Origin of the sequence: Pseudomonas sp. PA-1-3F, assembly GCF_021609665.1 — a bacterium.
In the GTDB taxonomy this organism is placed as follows: Bacteria; Pseudomonadota; Gammaproteobacteria; order Pseudomonadales; family Pseudomonadaceae; genus Aquipseudomonas; species Aquipseudomonas paracarnis.
Window position 1 is genome coordinate 69,119 of record NZ_WJZD01000010.1, and the last position, 17,104, is coordinate 86,222.

Genomic DNA, 17,104 nt, shown 5'->3' on the forward strand with positions numbered 1-17,104 from the left:
CGCAGCAATGGATATGTACTCAATCCAACCGTGTTGACAGTCAGGCCGCATTCGCGAGCAAGCCCGCTCCCACAATTTGATCGCGGGGCGTCAGGTCGATAGGCGTTGGCTGGCAGGCCGCTATCGCAGCATAGGTATCTACACAACTTTGGTGCGACGCTGGACCTGCGGCGAGGGAGCTTGCTCCCGTGGCGCACTGACAGCCGACGCTGATGTAGCTGACGCACGCGATCCAAATGTGGGAGCAGGCTTGCCTGCGAATGCGGCCTGACAGTCGACGCAGTTATACCGAGTACATATCCATTGCTGCGGTAACGGCCACTTAGGGTTCCGCTTTTACAGCGGGTCACTTTTGGAAAAGAGCCCCAAAAGTAACCAAAAGGGCTCTTGCCCCACCACTCGGCACCTCGCCTAGGCTCGGTGTACCCGTAATCCGCCAATGATTTGGGGGGCCGCCGCCACGCGCCATCTATGGCGCGGGGCGGCTAAACCGGCATCCCTGCCGGTTTACCCCCCAAATCACTGTCGGATTCCGGCCAGCGTGGTTTAACGGGGCGCCTGAGATCAAAAGCAGATCAAGAGCAAGATCAAGAGCGACTCGCTTCGCATCGTGGTTACCGTCCAACGTTACAGCGTTGTGTAGATACCTGTGGCTATCGCAGGCAAGCCCGCTCCCACAGTTTGATCGCGCAGCGTCAGGTAGATAGGTGTTGGCTGGCCGGCCGTCACGGGAGCAAGCTCCCTCGCCACAGATGCAACTGTGTAAGTACCCATGGCTGCAAGCCTGCTCCTACATGAGCGGTTATTGCTGAGTGAGTTGAGTCCACAACGCCGGCGCACCGGCTGCCTTGGCAATCGCCTCCAGCCTTGCCGCATGCTCGGCCAGGTCCTGCTCGCTGGCACGGATGATCGGCGTCGGCTTGCGATCAGCTGGCAAGCGGCGGATTTCCGAAGGGCGGTTGCCCGACCCTTCCGCCGAACCGCTGCCATCGGATGCATTACCGGCCAGGGACAGGCTGGTCTGCCCGCCGGTCATGGTCAGGTAAACGTCGGCCAGGATCTCGGAGTCAAGCAAGGCGCCGTGGAGTTCACGGCCGGAGTTGTCGACGCCATAGCGCTTGCACAAGGCATCGAGGCTGTTGCGCTGGCCCGGGTGACGCTCGCGGGCCATCATCAAGGTATCGAGGATCGTACAGTGCTGGGAGATGTCCGCACGGTCAGTCTGCCCCATCAGGGCAAATTCGTTGTTGATGAAGCCGATGTCGAACGCCGCGTTATGGATGATCAACTGGGCGCCATTGATGAATTCGAAGAACTCATCGGCCACTTCGGCGAAGCGCGGCTTGCCCTTGAGGAATTCGTCAGTGATGCCGTGGACGCCAATCGCGCCCTCGTCACTGTCGCGGTCCGGTTGCAGGTAGACGTGGAAGTGGCGGCCGGTCAGGCGGCGCCCCATTAGTTCGACACAGCCGATTTCGATGATCCGGTGACCATCGGTCACCGGCATGCCGGTGGTTTCGGTATCGAGTACAACAGATCGGATGGCCATCAGGGTTCAGCTCTCAACGGTTCGGTACAGTTCAAGGGGCGGGATATTAGCACGCTCTGTAAACGAAGCGCCCATGGCACCCAATCACCGGTGGACACCCAACAGTTATTTACAACGTTTCGCAAACTTGCTGCGGTTTTCTACGTCCCTCGTCGCTAACCTGCGCGCCTCCTCCAGATACGGAATTCACTGACTCATGTTCAACCTGAAATGGCTGTTCATCCCCTGCCTGTTCAGCGCTGCCGGTGCGCAAGCCACCAGTTTCGTGATGACCACTGACGCCTTGGTGAGCCTGTCGATGAGTGCCACGGGCGGCACCAGCAGCAGCTTCAAGGACGACAAGATTGTGCTGGCGGCCAAGGCCGATGCCGCATCGTTTGTCGCAAGCGAAGGTGCAATACGCGGTGTCCAGTTGGAGTCAGCCTTGCGGCATATTCGCCAGACAAGAGTGGACCTGCGCTGCACGGACGAACAACTCGCCCGTGCAATCCTGGCTCTGTAAGCGACAACACTCACGGCATCTTTGTGATCAGGCCAAAGTATGCCTGCCTGAAGCTCAATGCCGTGCTGGTAGATTCGCCACACGCAATGGCGGCGGTGAAGCAGCGGCTCGAACGGCCGCCGCGGTGTCGCTGATTCAGCTCTGCTTGTAGCCGCGCACTTCATCCACGCCACGGTTGGCCAACTGGTCGGCGCGCTCGTTGCCAGGATGGCCGATGTGCCCGCGTACCCATTTCCAGGTGATGTCGTGACGGTTGCACTGTTCATCGAGCAATTGCCACAGGTCGGCGTTCTTGACCGGCTCCTTGGCCGCCGTTTTCCAGCCGCGTTTTTTCCAGTTGACCATCCACTCGTTGATGCCCTTCATCACATATTGCGAGTCGGTCACCAGCAGTACGTTGCAACGCCGCTTGAGTTCTTCGAGGCCGCGAATCGCGCCCATCAATTCCATACGGTTATTGGTGGTATTGGCTTCGCCGCCCCACAGTTCCTTCTCCACGCCCTTGCACACCAGCAAGGCGCCCCAGCCGCCTGGGCCCGGGTTGCCTTTGCAGGCGCCATCGGTGAAGAGTTCTACGCTATCGGTCATCGATTATTCGGCCTGAAATCAAAAAGAGGTTTTACGGTTCGCCTTGTTCGCGGTTGACCTTGGCCAACGGCATCGGCACGAGCTTGCCGATCGGCTCGCGGCGCACTTGCTGCAACGGTCGCAGCCCGACCACGATCTTGCGTGCGACCAATAAATAGAAGCCGCCACCCGACAGCTGCCAGGCTCCTGCCCGGCGTTCCCAACCGGCCAGACGGCCCTGCCACTTGGCAGTCGCAAGCGGCGGACGATAGCACCCGAAGCGGCGTTTCTCCAGCGCGAAGCCCAGCAGGTTGAGCCAGTCGCCCACCCGTGATGGCGCGATGCAACGCGCCTGGCGCAGTCCGTCATGGGCGAACACACGGCGCAGGCCCCAACTGCTCCAGGGGTTGATGCCGACAATCAGCAAATGGCCACCAGGGCGCACGCTGCTCGCCGCTTCGCGCAACAAACCGTGGGGCGACAGGCAGAAATCCAGGCCGTGCTGCAACACCACCACATCGGCGGCGTGTTCGCTCAAGGGCCAGGCCTGTTCCTCGCAGACGATCTCCACGCCCGGCAACGGTGCACCCAGGCGCACATTGCGTTGCACCTGCGGCGCCGATGGAGGCGTGTCGGCCGACGGTCCGTAATGCACCAGGTAGCCACCAAAGAACCGGCCCAGCTCGTCTTCGAGCATGCGCCGTTCTTCTTCCAGCAAAAACTGCCCAATCGGCCCGGACAACCATTCGCGGGCCGCGCTGATCAGGGCCAGCCACTCAGGATCGGCCTGGGCGAACGCTTTATCAGTCATTGCATTCTCCAACTCGCCTAGACGTTCTAAGATGCACCAATGTGTTCAGCTTGGCGAATCGAAGAATGATACAGATCAGTGCCCTACCCGCCTTTACCGACAACTACATCTGGTTGTTACAAGACCCTACGACCCAGCGCTGCGCCGTGGTCGACCCCGGCGATGCCACGCCAGTGCTGGCCTGGCTCAAGCAGAATGCCGAGTGGCGCCTCAGCGACATACTGGTTACCCACCACCACCATGATCATGTAGGCGGTGTCGAGCAACTGAAAAATGCCACCGGCGCCAAGGTTTATGGCCCTGCCAACGAAAAGATTCCGGCGCGGGATGTGGCCTTGCACGATAACGACCATATCCGCGTGCTGGGCTGGGACTTCGACGTGTACGCCGTGCCAGGCCACACCCTCGGCCACATCGCCTTTTATCACCAAGGCGTATTGCTGTGTGGCGATACCTTGTTCGCCGCCGGTTGCGGTCGCCTGTTCGAAGGTACACCCGAACAGATGTACAACTCTCTGGAACGCCTGGCCGCCCTGCCCGCCGATACGCAGGTGTACTGCACCCATGAATACACGCAAAGTAACTTGAAATTTGCCCAAGCCGTGGAACCGCACAATGCCGACATCGCCGAACGTGTGGAAAATGTCGCCCAACTTCGCGCCCGTGGCGAGATGACGCTGCCCTCCAACCTGGCCCTGGAAAAACGTACTAACCCTTTTCTGCGCACCGCTGAAACATTCGTTAAACAAAAAGCGGACGAACGGAACGGCCGCGACAACCGCTCTGGGGCCGAGGTGTTTGCTAGCTTGAGGGCTTGGAAAGATAAGTTCTAACCAGATGCAATCTGATACGTAATTTCTGAATGGTTGACCGGAACCAAAGCGCTTTCTAGAATCGCCCGACATTTTTGCCCGGAACTTACTTCCAGCCAATGTCGTCATCTATTCGTAAATCCATTTCTTCAGACGCATTGACCCGCCTGGCTCAAGCCGTGGCGGTGGCCGTTTCCGCAACTCTGGCGGGCTGCCAATCGACTCATTACGCTGCACAATCCACCGTGCAACCCAAACCGAATCTTGCTGCCAAGATCAAGCAAAAACCTATTTGGCTATCAGAGAAGCCCAGCCCCGAAGTACCCCAGGACGTCTGGGAACGCATGCGTCGGGGCTTTCAATTGCAGGACGGTGTCGGCGTCAACCCGCGCATCGAGCAACAGCGCCTGTGGTTCGCCAGCAACCCCTCCTTTCTGGAGAATGCCGGCGAACGCGGCAGCCTCTACATTCATTACATCGTCGAACGCCTTGAAGAACGCAACATGCCCCTGGAACTGGCGCTGCTGCCAGTGATTGAAAGTGCCTACAACCCGATGGCCTATTCGCGCAGCGATGCGGTGGGCTTGTGGCAGTTCATTCCCTCCACCGGGCGCTACTTCAACCTGCGCCAGACCCGCGCCTACGATGGCCGCCGCGACATCACCGCCTCCACCACCGCCGCCCTGGACTATCTGACGCGTCTGCATGACATGTTCAACGGCGACTGGCTGCTGGCCCTGGCGGCCTATAACGCCGGCGAAGGCACCGTCAGCCGGGCGATCGAGCGCAACGAAAAGCTCGGCCTGCCCACCGACTACTGGAACCTGCCCCTGCCCCAGGAAACCAAGGACTATGTGCCCAAGTTCCTGGCCTTGTCCCAGGTGGTACTGGCGCCCGAAGCCTACGGCGTCAACCTGAACCCGATTGCCAACACGCCGTACTTCGAGGTCGTTGAAGTCAAGCAAAGCATGGACCTGTCACGGGTTGCCGCGCTGGCCGAGATCGACGAAGACGAACTGTTTCAGCTCAACCCGGCCTTGAAACAACGCACCACTCTGGACGGCCCCCAGCATCTGCTGGTGCCGACCTCCAAGGCCCAACTGCTGACCAGCACCCTTTCGACGATGAAGCCGGAAGAGTTGCTGAGCATGCGCCCCAAGAAGCCGGTATTCGACGAAGTCGAGACCAAGGCGGTCGCAGGGCGTACCCGAAGCTACAAGGTACGCAGTGGCGACAACCTCACGCTGATCGCCAAGGCCAACAAGGTCGATGTGCATGACCTGCAGCGCTGGAACAAGCTCAACGGCCAGGCCCTCAAGGTCGGCCAGACCCTGGTGATGCAGGACACGCGTAAAGTCGCGGCGAAAAAACCGGTGCAGTATAAGGTCAAGAAAGGTGACTCGCTGTACATGGTGGCCAAACGCTTCAACGTCGAGATGCAACATCTCAAGCGTTGGAACCCGCGCACCGGCCAGGCATTGAAACCAGGGCAGATGCTGGTGGTTTCCGGGCCGCGCTAATACCTCGGGGAGAGCTGGCTTGTGTGGGAGCTGGCTTGCCTGCGATGCAGGCACCTCGGTCTATCAGTCAGACCGCAGTGATGCTATCGCAGGCAAGCCAGCTCCCACATTTGACCTTCACACCGTCCAATAGCTTGCAGTCCGCAAAATGGCCTTCCCGACAGCCTTTTTCCAACCGGAACAAGCTGTTACTGTACCGATCATAAAGCCCAAGCCGCCTGGATCGGATCTCTGACTTGAAGCGTCCCCTCCTTCTACTAATAAGTCTGGCCTTGAGCTTTGCGGCGAACGCGACGATCACCGAAAGCCACGGTTATGCGCAGTTCGGCACACTCAAGTACCCGGCCAAATTCACCCATTACGATTGGGTAAACCCTGCAGCGCCCAAAGGCGGGACATTGCGGGTGATGGCATTTGGCACCTTCGATACGCTCAACCCCTACACCTTCAAAGGTTCAAGCCCGGTTTCCACCGCCAACTTCCTGCAGTACGGCGTCAACGAGCTCAATGAACCCTTGATGGTGGGCACCGGGCAATACGCGCCGTCGGGCGATGAACCCACCTCAAGCTACGGCCTGATTGCCCAATCGGTGGAATACAGCGAAGACCGCAGTTGGGTGGTGTTCAACCTGCGCCCCGAAGCACGCTTTCACGACGGCAAGCCGATCACCGCCGCTGACGTGGCGTTTTCCTATCGCACCCTGCTGACCGAAGGCCACCCGCAGTACCGCACCAACCTGCAGGAAGTGGCCCGGGTCGATATCCTCAACCCTCACCGTATCCGCTTTGTGTTCAAGCGCGCCGGCAACCCCTTGCTGATCCTGCGCCTGGGCGAGTTGCCGGTGCTGCCCCAGCACTATTGGAAAAACCGTGACTTCAAGGCCACCACCTTCGAGCCGCCCCTGGGCAGTGGGCCTTACCGCATCACCAAGGTTGCGCCTGGGCGGCAACTGGTGTTTGAACGGGTCAAGGATTACTGGGGCAAAGACCTGCCGGTCAACCAGGGTTTCTATAACTACGACAAGGTCGAAGTGGAGTTCTATCGCGACAGCGACGTGGCCTTTGAAGCCTTCAAGGCCGGTGAATTCGACATTTATATCGAGCATCAGGCCAAGAACTGGGCCACCGGCTACAACTTCCCGGCGGTCAACCGCGGCGATGTGATCAAGGCGCAGATCGCCCATCAGATCCCCACCCAGAGCCAGGGCCTGTTCATGAATACCCGGCGACCGGCGTTCAGCCAGGCCAAAGTGCGTGAAGCCCTGGGGTTGATGTTCGATTTTGAATGGACCAACCGCACGCTGTTCAGCAGCGCCTACAAGCGTTCGGTGAGCTATTACCCCAACAGTGAATTCTCGGCCACCGGCCTGCCCGTGGGCCATGAGTGGTTGATGCTCTCGCCCTACCGCGACCAACTGCCGGCCGCGCTGTTTACCCAACCGTTCAGCCTGCCGCACACCGATGGTCGCGGCATCCCTCGCGAAACCCTGCGCCAGGCCCTGGCCCTGCTCAGCGAGGCCGGCTGGAAACTGTCGGGGCAGCGCCTGCTGGATAAGGACGGGCAACCGCTGCGCCTGGAAATCCTGCTGGTAAACCCGAACCTCGAGCGCATCCTGCAACCCTATGTCGAAAATCTGACCCGCATCGGCATCGACGCCCGCTTGCGTACCGTTGACCGCGCACAGTACAAACAGCGCCTCGATCAATTCGATTTCGACATGATTCTGATGACTCTCAACCAGACCTTGAGCCCCGGCCTTGAGCAGTGGCAGTACTTCCACTCCAGCCAGGCCGCAATCAAAGGCAGCAAGAATTACGCCGGTATCGCCAACCCGGTGGTCGACCACCTGCTGGACCAACTGCTGGCGGCGCAGACCCGCGAAGAACAACTGGCTGCCGGCCGCGCCCTGGACCGGGTGCTGCTGTGGCAGCACTACAGCATTCCCAACTGGTACCTCAACTATCATCGCCTGGCGTACCGCAACCGGTTCGCCTTCGTCACCACGCCGCCCTACAGCCTGGGCCTGAGCGCATGGTGGCTGAAAGCTTCGGAGAAAGCCCAATGATGTCCTTGCGTACTACCCTGCTCGCCAGCCTGTTGCTGTGCACCGCGGCGCACGCCGCGCCACAACATGCGCTGACTCTCTACAACGAGCCCCCCAAGTACCCCGCCGACTTCAAGCATTTTGACTATGTAAACCCCGACGCCCCCAAGGGCGGCACCTTCCGCGAATCGGCCATGGGCGGCTTCGACAGCCTCAACCCCTATATCAGCAAGGGCGTACCGGCAGACAACCTGCCACTGATCTACGACACCCTGGCCATGCAGAGCCTGGACGAACCCATCACCGAATACGGACTGGTGGCCGGCAAGATCGAAAAAGCCCCGGACAACAGCTGGGTGCGCTTCTATCTGCGCCCTGAAGCGCGCTTCCATGACGGCCACCCGATACGCGCCGAGGACGTGGTGTTTACCTTCCAGACCCTGATCAAGGAAGGCAACCCGCTGTACCGCAACTACTACGCCGACGTCGACGAAGTCGTGGCCGAAGACCCGTTGCGCGTGCTGTTCAAGTTCAAGCGCACCAACAACCGCGAGTTGCCGTTGATCCTTGGGCAGTTGCCAGTACTGCCCAAACACTGGTGGGCCAGCCGGGATTTTTCCAAGGGCAACCTGGAAATCCCCCTGGGCAGCGGGCCTTACCAGGTGGCCGAGGTCAAGCCGGGCCGCATGATTCGCTACGAGCGGGTCAAGGATTATTGGGCCAAGGACCTGCCGGTCAATAAGGGCTTCTACAACTTCGATACCCGCATCACCGATTACTACCGCGACAGCACTGTCTCCCTGGAAGCCTTGAAGGCCGGGCAGTTCGACTACTGGCTGGAGTTCAGCGCCAAGAACTGGGCCAATGCCTACAACATTCCAGCGGTGAAAGAAGGCCGATTGATCAAGGAAGAAATCCCCAACGGCAACCCCACCGGCATGCAGGGTTTTGTGTTCAACATGCGCAAGCCGATGTTCCAGGACGTGCGGGTGCGCAAGGCCATCAGCCTGCTGCTGGATTTCGAGTGGAGCAACAAGCAACTGTTCAACGGTGCCTACACCCGTACCCGCAGCTATTTCGAAAACTCGGAAATGGCCGCCACCGGCCTACCCGGTCCGGACGAGCTGGCGATTCTCGAGCCGCTGCGCGACAAGATCCCTGGCGAAGTCTTCACCCAGGCATTCGAACCGTCCCACACCGACGGCAGCGGCATGATTCGCACCCAGCAACGCGAGGCCTACCAACTGCTGCAGGAAGCGGGCTGGAAGATTGTTGACGACAAAATGGTCGACAGCACCGGCAAGCCAGTGACCATAGAGTTTTTGCTGGCCCAGACCGAGTTCGAGCGCATCCTGCTGCCGTTCAAGCGCAACCTGGCAGACCTGGGCATCGACCTGGTGATTCGTCGCGTGGACGTCTCACAGTTCGTCAACCGCCTGCGCTCGCGCGACTTCGACATGCTGGTGGGCAGCTTCCCGCAATCTACCTCGCCGGGTAACGAGCAGCGCGAGTTCTGGAAATCCTCCAGCGCCGACAAGCCCGGCAGCCGCAACTACATGGGCCTCAAGGACCCCGCGGTCGACCAGTTGGTGGAAGAGCTGATCGACGCCGGTTCGCGACAAAGCCTGATCGCCCACGCCAGGGCGCTGGATCGTGTGCTGCAGTTTGGTTACTACGTGATTCCCAACTGGCACATCAAGACCTTCCGCGTGGCGTACTGGGACCACCTTGGCCACCCCAAGGTCTCGCCACGCTACGACGTCGGCACCGCGACCTGGTGGAGCAAACCCGACGTCACACCTGCCGTCCCCCTGGACACACGCGCCGATGCGGCGAGCGGAGGCGATTAAATGCTGGCCTATATTGTTCGCCGCCTGTTGCTGATCATTCCCACGCTGTTCGGGATCTTGTTGATCAACTTTGTCATCATCCAGGCCGCTCCCGGCGGCCCGGTGGAGCAGATGATCGCCAAGCTCGAAGGCTTCGACGGCGCCACCAGCCGCATTGCTGGCGGCGGCGCCGAAGTTGCGGTGGCCGGTTCCAGCTACCGTGGCGCCCAGGGCCTGGACCCGGCGCTGATCAAGGAAATCGAAAAGATGTACGGCTTCGACAAGTCGGCGCCGGAACGCTTATGGATCATGGTCAAGAACTACGCCCAGCTGGACTTCGGTGACAGCTTTTTCCGAGACGCCAAGGTCATCGACCTGATCAAGGAGAAGATGCCGGTGTCCATTTCCCTCGGGTTGTGGAGCACCTTGATCATGTACCTGGTGTCCATCCCCCTGGGGATCGCCAAGGCCACGCGCCACGGCAGCCATTTCGATGTGTGGACCAGCTCGGCGATCATCGTCGGCTACGCGATACCGGCGTTCCTGTTTGCGATTCTGCTGATCGTGGTGTTTGCCGGTGGCAGTTATTTCGACTGGTTCCCCCTGCGCGGGCTCACCTCCAACAACTTCGAGGAGTTGAGCTGGGGCGGCAAGATCCTCGATTACTTCTGGCACCTGGCGCTGCCCGTCACTGCCCTGGTGATCGGCAACTTCGCGACCATGACCCTGCTGACCAAGAACAGCTTTCTCGACGAAATCAACAAGCAGTACGTGGTCACCGCCAAGGCCAAGGGCCTGACCAATCGCCGCGTGCTGTATGGCCACGTGTTCCGCAACGCCATGCTGCTGGTGATCGCCGGTTTCCCTTCGGCCTTCATTGGCATCTTCTTTACCGGCTCGTTGCTGGTGGAGGTGATCTTCTCCCTCGACGGCCTGGGCCTGATGAGCTTTGAAGCGGCGATCAACCGTGACTACCCAGTGGTGTTCGGCACGCTGTTTATCTTCACCCTGCTGGGGCTGATCGTGAAACTGATCGGCGACCTCACCTACACCCTGGTCGATCCGCGTATCGACTTTGCCAGCCGGGAGCATTGAGATGAACCTGTCCCCCCTCAATCGCCGCCGGTTCGAGCGGTTCAAGGCCAACAAGCGTGGCTGGTGGTCGCTGTGGCTGTTCCTGGTGCTGTTCGTGTTGAGCCTGGGCGCTGAGTTGATCGCCAACGACAAGCCCCTGGCGGTGCACTTCGACGGCGACTGGTACTTCCCGGCGCTCAAGCGCTACCCGGAGACTACCTTCGGCGGTGAATTCCCGCTGGAAGCCAACTACAAGAGCCCGTACATCCAGGAGCTGCTGAAAGCCAAGGACGCCTGGACCTTGTGGGCACCGATTCCGTTCAGCTACCAGAGCATCAATTACGACCTGAAAGTCCCGGCCCCGGCGCCGCCGTCCTCGGTCAACCTGCTGGGCACCGATGACCAGGGGCGTGATGTGCTCGCGCGGGTGATCTACGGCTTTCGCGTGTCGGTGCTCTTTGCCCTGACCCTGACCATACTCAGCTCGATCATCGGCGTGATTGCCGGCGCCTTGCAGGGCTTTTATGGCGGTTGGGTCGACCTGGCCGGGCAACGTTTCCTGGAGATCTGGTCCGGCTTGCCGGTGCTCTACCTGCTGATCATCCTGGCCAGCTTCGTGCAACCCAACTTCTGGTGGCTGCTGGGGATCATGCTGCTGTTTTCCTGGATGAGCCTGGTGGATGTGGTGCGCGCCGAGTTCCTGCGCGGTCGTAACCTGGAATACGTACGCGCGGCGCGGGCGCTGGGCATGCAGAACGGCGCGATCATGTTCCGTCACATTCTGCCCAATGCGATGGTCTCGACCATGACCTTCCTGCCCTTCATCCTTACCGGCGCCATTGGCACCCTGACCGCCTTGGACTTTCTCGGCTTCGGGCTGCCGGCAGGTTCGCCGTCGCTGGGTGAGCTGGTGGCCCAGGGCAAATCCAACCTGCAGGCGCCGTGGCTGGGCATGAGTGCCTTTGCGGTGCTGGCGATCATGTTGAGCCTGCTGGTGTTTATCGGCGAGTCCGCTCGCGATGCGTTCGACCCGAGGAAATGAGATGAATCCGGACAACCTGATCGAAATCCGCGACCTCAGTGTCGAGTTCGTCACCGGCGAGCATCATCACCGCGTGGTCAACCACGTCAGTTTCGACATCAAGCGCGGCGAAACCCTGGCGCTGGTGGGCGAAAGCGGTTCGGGCAAATCGGTCACCGCCCATTCGATCCTGCGCCTGCTGCCCTACCCGTTGGCCAGGCATCCGTCGGGCACTATCGAGTATTCAGGGCAAGACCTGCTGACGCTCAAAGAGAAGACCCTGCGGCATATACGCGGCAACCGCATTGCGATGATCTTTCAGGAGCCGATGACCTCGTTGAACCCGCTGCACTCGATCGAAAAACAGATCAACGAAGTGCTCGGCCTGCACAAGGGCCTGACCGGCAAGGTCGCCACCCAGCGCACGTTGGAATTGCTGGAGCTGGTGGGTATCCCCGAGCCACACAAACGCCTCAAGGCGTTGCCTCACGAGCTGTCCGGCGGCCAGCGCCAGCGAGTGATGATCGCCATGGCTCTGGCCAACGAGCCGGAGTTGTTGATTGCCGACGAGCCGACCACGGCGCTGGATGTCACCGTGCAGTTGAAGATCCTGGAATTGCTCAAGGAGCTGCAGGCGCGGCTGGGCATGGCGCTGCTGCTTATCAGCCATGACCTCAACCTGGTACGGCGCATCGCCCACCGTGTGTGTGTGATGCAGCAAGGTTGCATCGTTGAACAGGCCGATTGCGAGACACTGTTCCAGTCGCCCCAGCATCCCTATACCCAGGAGTTGCTCGCGGCGGAGCCCAGTGGTGGGCCAGCCAACAATGATGTCGGCCCTCCGCTGCTGGAAGTGGACGACCTGAAAGTCTGGTTTCCGATCAAGAAAGGCTTTTTGCGCAATACCGTGGATTACGTCAAGGCTGTGGACGGCATCAACTTCAGCCTGCCTCAGGGCCAAACCCTGGGCATCGTTGGTGAAAGTGGCTCGGGCAAGTCCACCCTGGGCCTGGCAATTTTGCGCCTGATCGGCAGCCAGGGCGGTATTCGCTTCGAAGGCCAGCAACTGGACCGCCTGAGCCAACAACAGGTACGCCCGTTGCGCCGGGAAATGCAGGTGGTGTTCCAGGACCCGTTCGGCAGCCTGAGCCCGCGCATGTGCGTCAGCGAGATCGTTGGCGAAGGCCTGCGTATCCACAAGATGGGCACGGCCGCCGAACAGGAAGCGGCGATTATCGCGGCGCTCAAGGAAGTGGGCCTGGACCCCGAATCCCGGCATCGCTACCCCCATGAATTCTCCGGCGGCCAGCGCCAACGCATCGCCATTGCCCGAGCGCTGGTGCTCAAGCCGCGCCTGATCCTGCTGGACGAACCCACCTCGGCCCTGGACCGCACGGTACAACGCCAGGTGGTAGAGTTGCTGCGCGGCTTGCAGGCCAAGTACAACCTGACCTACCTGTTTATCAGCCATGACCTGGCGGTGGTGAAGGCGCTGAGTCACCAATTGATGGTGGTCAAGCAAGGCCAGGTGGTGGAGCAAGGCGATGCCCAGGCTATTTTTGCCGACCCGCAACATGCCTATACCCAGCAGTTGCTCAAGGCCGCTTTTTTGGTACCGGCCTGACGTAACGCGGGTGAGAATGCAGGAGAAATAACGCCATGTCGCTCAGCCCAATCGCCCGTCCCGCAGACACGCCGCGCTTCTGGCGCGACGAACGCCTGCCGTTCATCGAAGCGCGCACCATCGCCGACGGGCGCAAGGTCACTTACACCCGGCACGCCCATGAGCATTTTTCCATCGGTGCGATCACCACCGGCTGCAGCTATTACCACTACGGCGCGCGCACCTTCGAAATCAGCGCCGGCACCGTGGTGCTGATGAACCCAGGCGATGTGCATGCGTGCAACCCCATCCATGACCAGCCCTGGTCCTACCACATGCTGTACCTCGACACGCCGTGGCTGACCGACCTGCAATACCAGTTGGGGTTCAGTACCGACCAGGGCTACCGGCCATTCGACACACCCCATACTCGCGACACCGGGCTGTACCACGGCTTGCTTGACCTGTACCGCACGCTAGTGGATGAACAGGCCGAACTGCTGCAAAAACAGAGCGCGCTAGTGAGTTACTTCACCGAGGTGCAACAGCGCCTGAACCCTTCGCTGACGCCGGTACGCGAGGTCAACCACAAACTGGAACGCGCCGCAGACTACATCCGCGCCCACTGCACACAGGCCTTGAAACTCGAAGACATCTGCCAGGCCGCTGAACTGTCGCCGTCTTATCTGATCCGCGCATTCAAGCAGTATTACGGCTTGACGCCCCACGCCTTCATGGTCAACCGACGCATCCAGTTCGCCCGCAGCCAACTGCGCAATGGCGCACTGATTGCCGACGTCGCCCTGGCCGCGGGCTTTGCCGACCAGGCGCACTTCCAGCGCACCTTCAAACAACACTTCGCGGCCACGCCGGGGCAATACCGCGAGAACCTCAAGCCATCAGCAAATAACCCACACTGGCCACCAGCAACGCGGCCATTGAGCGGTTGAACAGGCGCACACCTTTGGGGTTGTTCAAGTAGCGGCGCAAAAACGTCCCCGCATACGCCCAGCACGCCACCGACAGGTAGCAGATCACCAGGTAAAGCACGGCAAACAACCATACCTGCGCCGCATCGCCATCGGCCACGAACAACCCCATGCCTGCCACACACGCCAGCCAGGCTTTCGGGTTGAGCCACTGCATGATCGCGCCATACAACATCGACGGCGCGGAGTGCGCACCGTCAGCGTCCAGACGGCCATCATCCACCGCCAGCTTCCAAGCCATATACAACAAGAACGCCACGCCGCCCCAGCGGATCAATTGAATCAGGATCGGCCAGCGCACCAATACTTCATGCAACCCCAGGCCGATCAACACCAATAACAAGGTAAAACCCACGGCGGCGCCGAAGACATGTTTCTGGCTGGCGACGAAACCAAAACGTGCGCCAGAACTTAAAGCGACCACATTCACCGGTCCCGGCGTGATGGACGTGGCCAGGGCAAAGGCGGCCATGGAGAGAATCAAGCTCATTGCAGTTCCTTTTGTGATCCCAAACGAGGTTTAGATCACGGTACCGCGCAGGGACACGAGGGTATTGAAGAAAATGCCCCTGGGTACTTCAGAAACGGACGCTGATCTGATTAGTGCCCCCGCGATAAACTGTGGGAGCTGGCTTGCCTGCGATGGCGGCCGTTCAATCGACAGAGATGTCAAATGTGCCGCCCACAGGTAACCACGATGCGAAGCGAGCCGCTCTTGATCTTGATCTGCTTGTGATCTTGATCTCAGGCGCCCCGTTAAACCACGCTGGCCGAACGCAGGCTTGAATTCGTGGGTAACGTGGTGGGGCAAGAGCGTTTTGCTTACTTTTGTCTGGGCCGGCATTCCGGCTTTTCAAAAGTGAGACGCCGTCAGGGCGGAACCCTAAGTAGCCGTTACCGCAGGAATGGATAGGTACTCGGTATTACGGTGTCGACTGTGAGGCCGTCTTCGCAGGCAAGCCAGCTCCCACAGTTGGATCGCGGGGGCGTCAGGTAGATAGCCATCGGCTGGCACGCCGCCATCGCAGCGATACGGCGACCCAACAAGCCAGTTTTCATAGTGGGATCCAGGGCACTTCTCAGCGCTGGGTGGGAATACGAATATCGCCCCCCCGACACTGGCTCTTCACACTGCGCGGGCAACCGGCAAACGCGAGATCCTTGGTCAGGCACACCCGCACTTCCGACAGCACCTTGCCCTTGCAGATCACCGCCATACCGTGGTTGCCCATGCGTGGGTTGCTCTCGCGAAACAGCGCCTCGATCTCGTTGGCCTGCAATGACGGCGGCGTATTGAACGGCTGCAGTTGCTGCGGAATGGCAACCGCACCGAGCGCCACATCGGTCTTCTCCAGATACTCCAACGGCTCCAGCCCACTGCAGGTGCCATGCTTGGCCCACTCATGCTTGAGCAGCGTGCGGGTGGGAAACAGCGCCGCGCCCTTGTCCATTTCCGCCGCGCTCAAGCGCGTCTGCGGTGTACAAGACGCCGGCCACCCTCCCCGCGCGTATTGCGGCCACAAACCATGCAGCACAAAGCCGTAGCCTTTACCTGAGCATTGCTCGTTGCCTGGGTGCGTGAGGCAAAACGTGGGTGACCACGAGAGCGATAGCACATAGAAATCAAACTCACCCGCCTGCCCTTGGCTGCGTGGCGCCGCCGTTGCCGCGGTGGCCATCAGCAGCCACACCACCATCCAGTATTTCATCCCGGTATTCCTTTAAAAAAGTAAAGCCTTACGCTATCGCCACGCCTAGGGATGCTGGGAGTAACGGTGTAACACCTTGTCCAGGATGATATCGGTCTTCAGCGCTTCGATGCCCAGCGACGGATGCTCGGCCTCGCCACGAATATGCGCGTTCATGTTCAGGACGTGGTGCCATTGAATATGGGTGTGACACGGCACGTCCAACACCTCGGTGGTCTCGCCTTCAAGACGCAGCGGCTGGTCCTCGAACACCGAAAACTGAATACGACCGCGACTGCCGATCAGTTCGACCCGGTCTTCGCGTCGGTCCGCCACAAAATTCCAGCAGCCCATGCCCAATGCACCGCTGGCAAATGTCCAGCAGGCCGTCACGGCATCTTCTGCCGCGTAGCGCCCAGCCTGTCGCGCCGAAAAGCCTGAGACCTCGACGATGTCCCCGGCCAGGTACTGGAACAGGTCGAACCCATGGCTCGCCAGGTCGGCAAAGTAACCGCCACCGGCAATGGCCGGATCGGTGCGCCAATTGGTGGCGTCGGAGTCTGTTACGGCAGCGGGTTTGCACAAGGTCCAGGTCAGGTGGCGCAACTCACCGATACGGCCTTCGTGCAGCCAGGTGCGCACTTGCTGGAAGCGCGGCAAAGAACGCCGGTAGTAGGAGACAAACAGGTGCAGCCCGGCGCGCTCGAATGTGCGCTGCATCAACGCGCTCTGTTCAGCATTCAGCGACATCGGCTTTTCGACGCAACAATGTTTGCCCGCCGCGGCCACTCTCAGGGCGTACTCAAGGTGACTGTCGGGCGGAGTGGCAATGTAGACCGCATCCACCTCGGGGTCATCGATCAAGGCCTGGGCATCGGTATACCAACGGGCAATGCCATGGCGCGCCGCATAATCGCACACCGCCTCGGCACGCCGCCCCATCACGGCGACCAATGCCGAACCTGGCGCTTTATAGAAAGCCGGTCCACTCTTCAATTCAGTGACACTGCCACAGCCGATCATGCCCCAGCGTATGGTCTTCATCTAATGTCCTCGGTCGTATTCGTCAATCGGGCAGTATCCACATACAGGCC

Annotated in this window: 15 protein-coding genes; 9 read left to right on the top strand and 6 right to left on the bottom strand. The window is 60.3% G+C overall.

Translation table 11 applies throughout. From position 1 onward, the window contains the following. Positions 1-802: 802 nt before the first annotated feature. Positions 803-1,543, bottom strand: a complete 741-nt coding sequence (gene dnaQ / locus GIV26_RS09060) for a DNA polymerase III subunit epsilon (protein ID WP_164692278.1) — start codon at positions 1,541-1,543, stop codon at positions 803-805. Positions 1,544-1,745: 202 nt separating this feature from the next. Between dnaQ and GIV26_RS09065 the strand changes: the two genes are divergently transcribed. Further along, positions 1,746-2,051, top strand: a complete 306-nt coding sequence (locus tag GIV26_RS09065; RefSeq protein WP_054897498.1) for a DUF2388 domain-containing protein — start codon at positions 1,746-1,748, stop codon at positions 2,049-2,051. 135 nt (positions 2,052-2,186) lie between these two features. Here GIV26_RS09065 and rnhA read toward each other — a convergent pair whose 3' ends face one another. Both rnhA and GIV26_RS09075 read right to left on the bottom strand, forming a co-directional pair. Continuing rightward, positions 2,187-2,639, bottom strand: a complete 453-nt coding sequence (gene rnhA / locus GIV26_RS09070) for a ribonuclease HI (protein ID WP_003173571.1) — start codon at positions 2,637-2,639, stop codon at positions 2,187-2,189. Positions 2,640-2,670: 31 nt separating this feature from the next. Further along, on the bottom strand, positions 2,671-3,429 hold the full coding sequence (locus tag GIV26_RS09075; RefSeq protein ID WP_034126074.1) for a class I SAM-dependent methyltransferase: 759 nt from the start codon (positions 3,427-3,429) through the stop codon (positions 2,671-2,673). Between the two features lie 65 nt (positions 3,430-3,494). On the opposite strand from GIV26_RS09075, the gene gloB reads away from it, so the two are divergent. The 8 genes from gloB to GIV26_RS09115 all read left to right on the top strand — a co-directional run bounded on the left by gloB (position 3,495) and on the right by GIV26_RS09115 (position 14,283). After that, positions 3,495-4,262 (top strand): hydroxyacylglutathione hydrolase, encoded by a 768-nt coding sequence (gloB, locus tag GIV26_RS09080; protein WP_236280140.1) that lies wholly within the window; start codon positions 3,495-3,497, stop codon positions 4,260-4,262. 98 nt (positions 4,263-4,360) lie between these two features. After that, positions 4,361-5,761, top strand: coding sequence for a transglycosylase SLT domain-containing protein (locus GIV26_RS09085; RefSeq protein ID WP_003190692.1), 1,401 nt, complete (start codon positions 4,361-4,363; stop codon positions 5,759-5,761). A gap of 236 nt (positions 5,762-5,997) precedes the next feature. After that, positions 5,998-7,827, top strand: a complete 1,830-nt coding sequence (locus tag GIV26_RS09090; RefSeq protein WP_186527395.1) for an extracellular solute-binding protein — start codon at positions 5,998-6,000, stop codon at positions 7,825-7,827. Beyond that, a complete protein-coding gene (locus GIV26_RS09095; RefSeq protein ID WP_054920846.1) occupies positions 7,824-9,656 on the top strand; it encodes an extracellular solute-binding protein in 1,833 nt (610 codons plus the stop codon). The genes GIV26_RS09090 and GIV26_RS09095 overlap by 4 nt, the downstream gene beginning before the upstream one ends. Continuing rightward, positions 9,657-10,730, top strand: a complete 1,074-nt coding sequence (locus tag GIV26_RS09100) for a microcin C ABC transporter permease YejB (protein ID WP_034126078.1) — start codon at positions 9,657-9,659, stop codon at positions 10,728-10,730. A gap of 1 nt (position 10,731) precedes the next feature. Continuing rightward, a complete protein-coding gene (locus GIV26_RS09105) occupies positions 10,732-11,751 on the top strand; it encodes an ABC transporter permease (RefSeq protein WP_057974844.1) in 1,020 nt (339 codons plus the stop codon). Between the two features lies 1 nt (position 11,752). Continuing rightward, positions 11,753-13,354, top strand: a complete 1,602-nt coding sequence (locus tag GIV26_RS09110; RefSeq protein ID WP_236280142.1) for an ABC transporter ATP-binding protein — start codon at positions 11,753-11,755, stop codon at positions 13,352-13,354. 35 nt (positions 13,355-13,389) lie between these two features. Next, positions 13,390-14,283, top strand: coding sequence for an AraC family transcriptional regulator (locus GIV26_RS09115; protein ID WP_054920849.1), 894 nt, complete (start codon positions 13,390-13,392; stop codon positions 14,281-14,283). Here GIV26_RS09115 and GIV26_RS09120 read toward each other — a convergent pair. The 3 genes from GIV26_RS09120 to GIV26_RS09130 all read right to left on the bottom strand — a co-directional run bounded on the left by GIV26_RS09120 (position 14,225) and on the right by GIV26_RS09130 (position 17,054). Further along, positions 14,225-14,812 (bottom strand): LysE family translocator, encoded by a 588-nt coding sequence (locus GIV26_RS09120; protein WP_054920851.1) that lies wholly within the window; start codon positions 14,810-14,812, stop codon positions 14,225-14,227. The genes GIV26_RS09115 and GIV26_RS09120 overlap by 59 nt on opposite strands. Before the next feature lie 589 nt (positions 14,813-15,401). Continuing rightward, on the bottom strand, positions 15,402-16,031 hold the full coding sequence (locus GIV26_RS09125) for a ribonuclease T2 (protein WP_236280161.1): 630 nt from the start codon (positions 16,029-16,031) through the stop codon (positions 15,402-15,404). Between the two features lie 45 nt (positions 16,032-16,076). Next, entirely contained in the window at positions 16,077-17,054 is a 978-nt protein-coding gene (locus GIV26_RS09130) for a Gfo/Idh/MocA family protein (RefSeq protein ID WP_089041855.1), read from the bottom strand. Positions 17,055-17,104: the final 50 nt, after the last annotated feature.

Coding starts and splice junctions, on each gene's coding strand:
- GIV26_RS09065 (WP_054897498.1), top strand. CDS start 1,746: ATGTTCAACCTGAAATGGCTGTTCATCCCCTGCCTGTTCAGCGCTGCC.
- rnhA (WP_003173571.1), bottom strand. CDS start 2,639: ATGACCGATAGCGTAGAACTCTTCACCGATGGCGCCTGCAAAGGCAAC.
- GIV26_RS09075 (WP_034126074.1), bottom strand. CDS start 3,429: ATGACTGATAAAGCGTTCGCCCAGGCCGATCCTGAGTGGCTGGCCCTG.
- gloB (WP_236280140.1), top strand. CDS start 3,495: ATGATACAGATCAGTGCCCTACCCGCCTTTACCGACAACTACATCTGG.
- GIV26_RS09085 (WP_003190692.1), top strand. CDS start 4,361: ATGTCGTCATCTATTCGTAAATCCATTTCTTCAGACGCATTGACCCGC.
- GIV26_RS09095 (WP_054920846.1), top strand. CDS start 7,824: ATGATGTCCTTGCGTACTACCCTGCTCGCCAGCCTGTTGCTGTGCACC.
- GIV26_RS09100 (WP_034126078.1), top strand. CDS start 9,657: ATGCTGGCCTATATTGTTCGCCGCCTGTTGCTGATCATTCCCACGCTG.
- GIV26_RS09105 (WP_057974844.1), top strand. CDS start 10,732: ATGAACCTGTCCCCCCTCAATCGCCGCCGGTTCGAGCGGTTCAAGGCC.
- GIV26_RS09110 (WP_236280142.1), top strand. CDS start 11,753: ATGAATCCGGACAACCTGATCGAAATCCGCGACCTCAGTGTCGAGTTC.
- GIV26_RS09115 (WP_054920849.1), top strand. CDS start 13,390: ATGTCGCTCAGCCCAATCGCCCGTCCCGCAGACACGCCGCGCTTCTGG.
- GIV26_RS09120 (WP_054920851.1), bottom strand. CDS start 14,812: ATGAGCTTGATTCTCTCCATGGCCGCCTTTGCCCTGGCCACGTCCATC.
- GIV26_RS09125 (WP_236280161.1), bottom strand. CDS start 16,031: ATGAAATACTGGATGGTGGTGTGGCTGCTGATGGCCACCGCGGCAACG.
- GIV26_RS09130 (WP_089041855.1), bottom strand. CDS start 17,054: ATGAAGACCATACGCTGGGGCATGATCGGCTGTGGCAGTGTCACTGAA.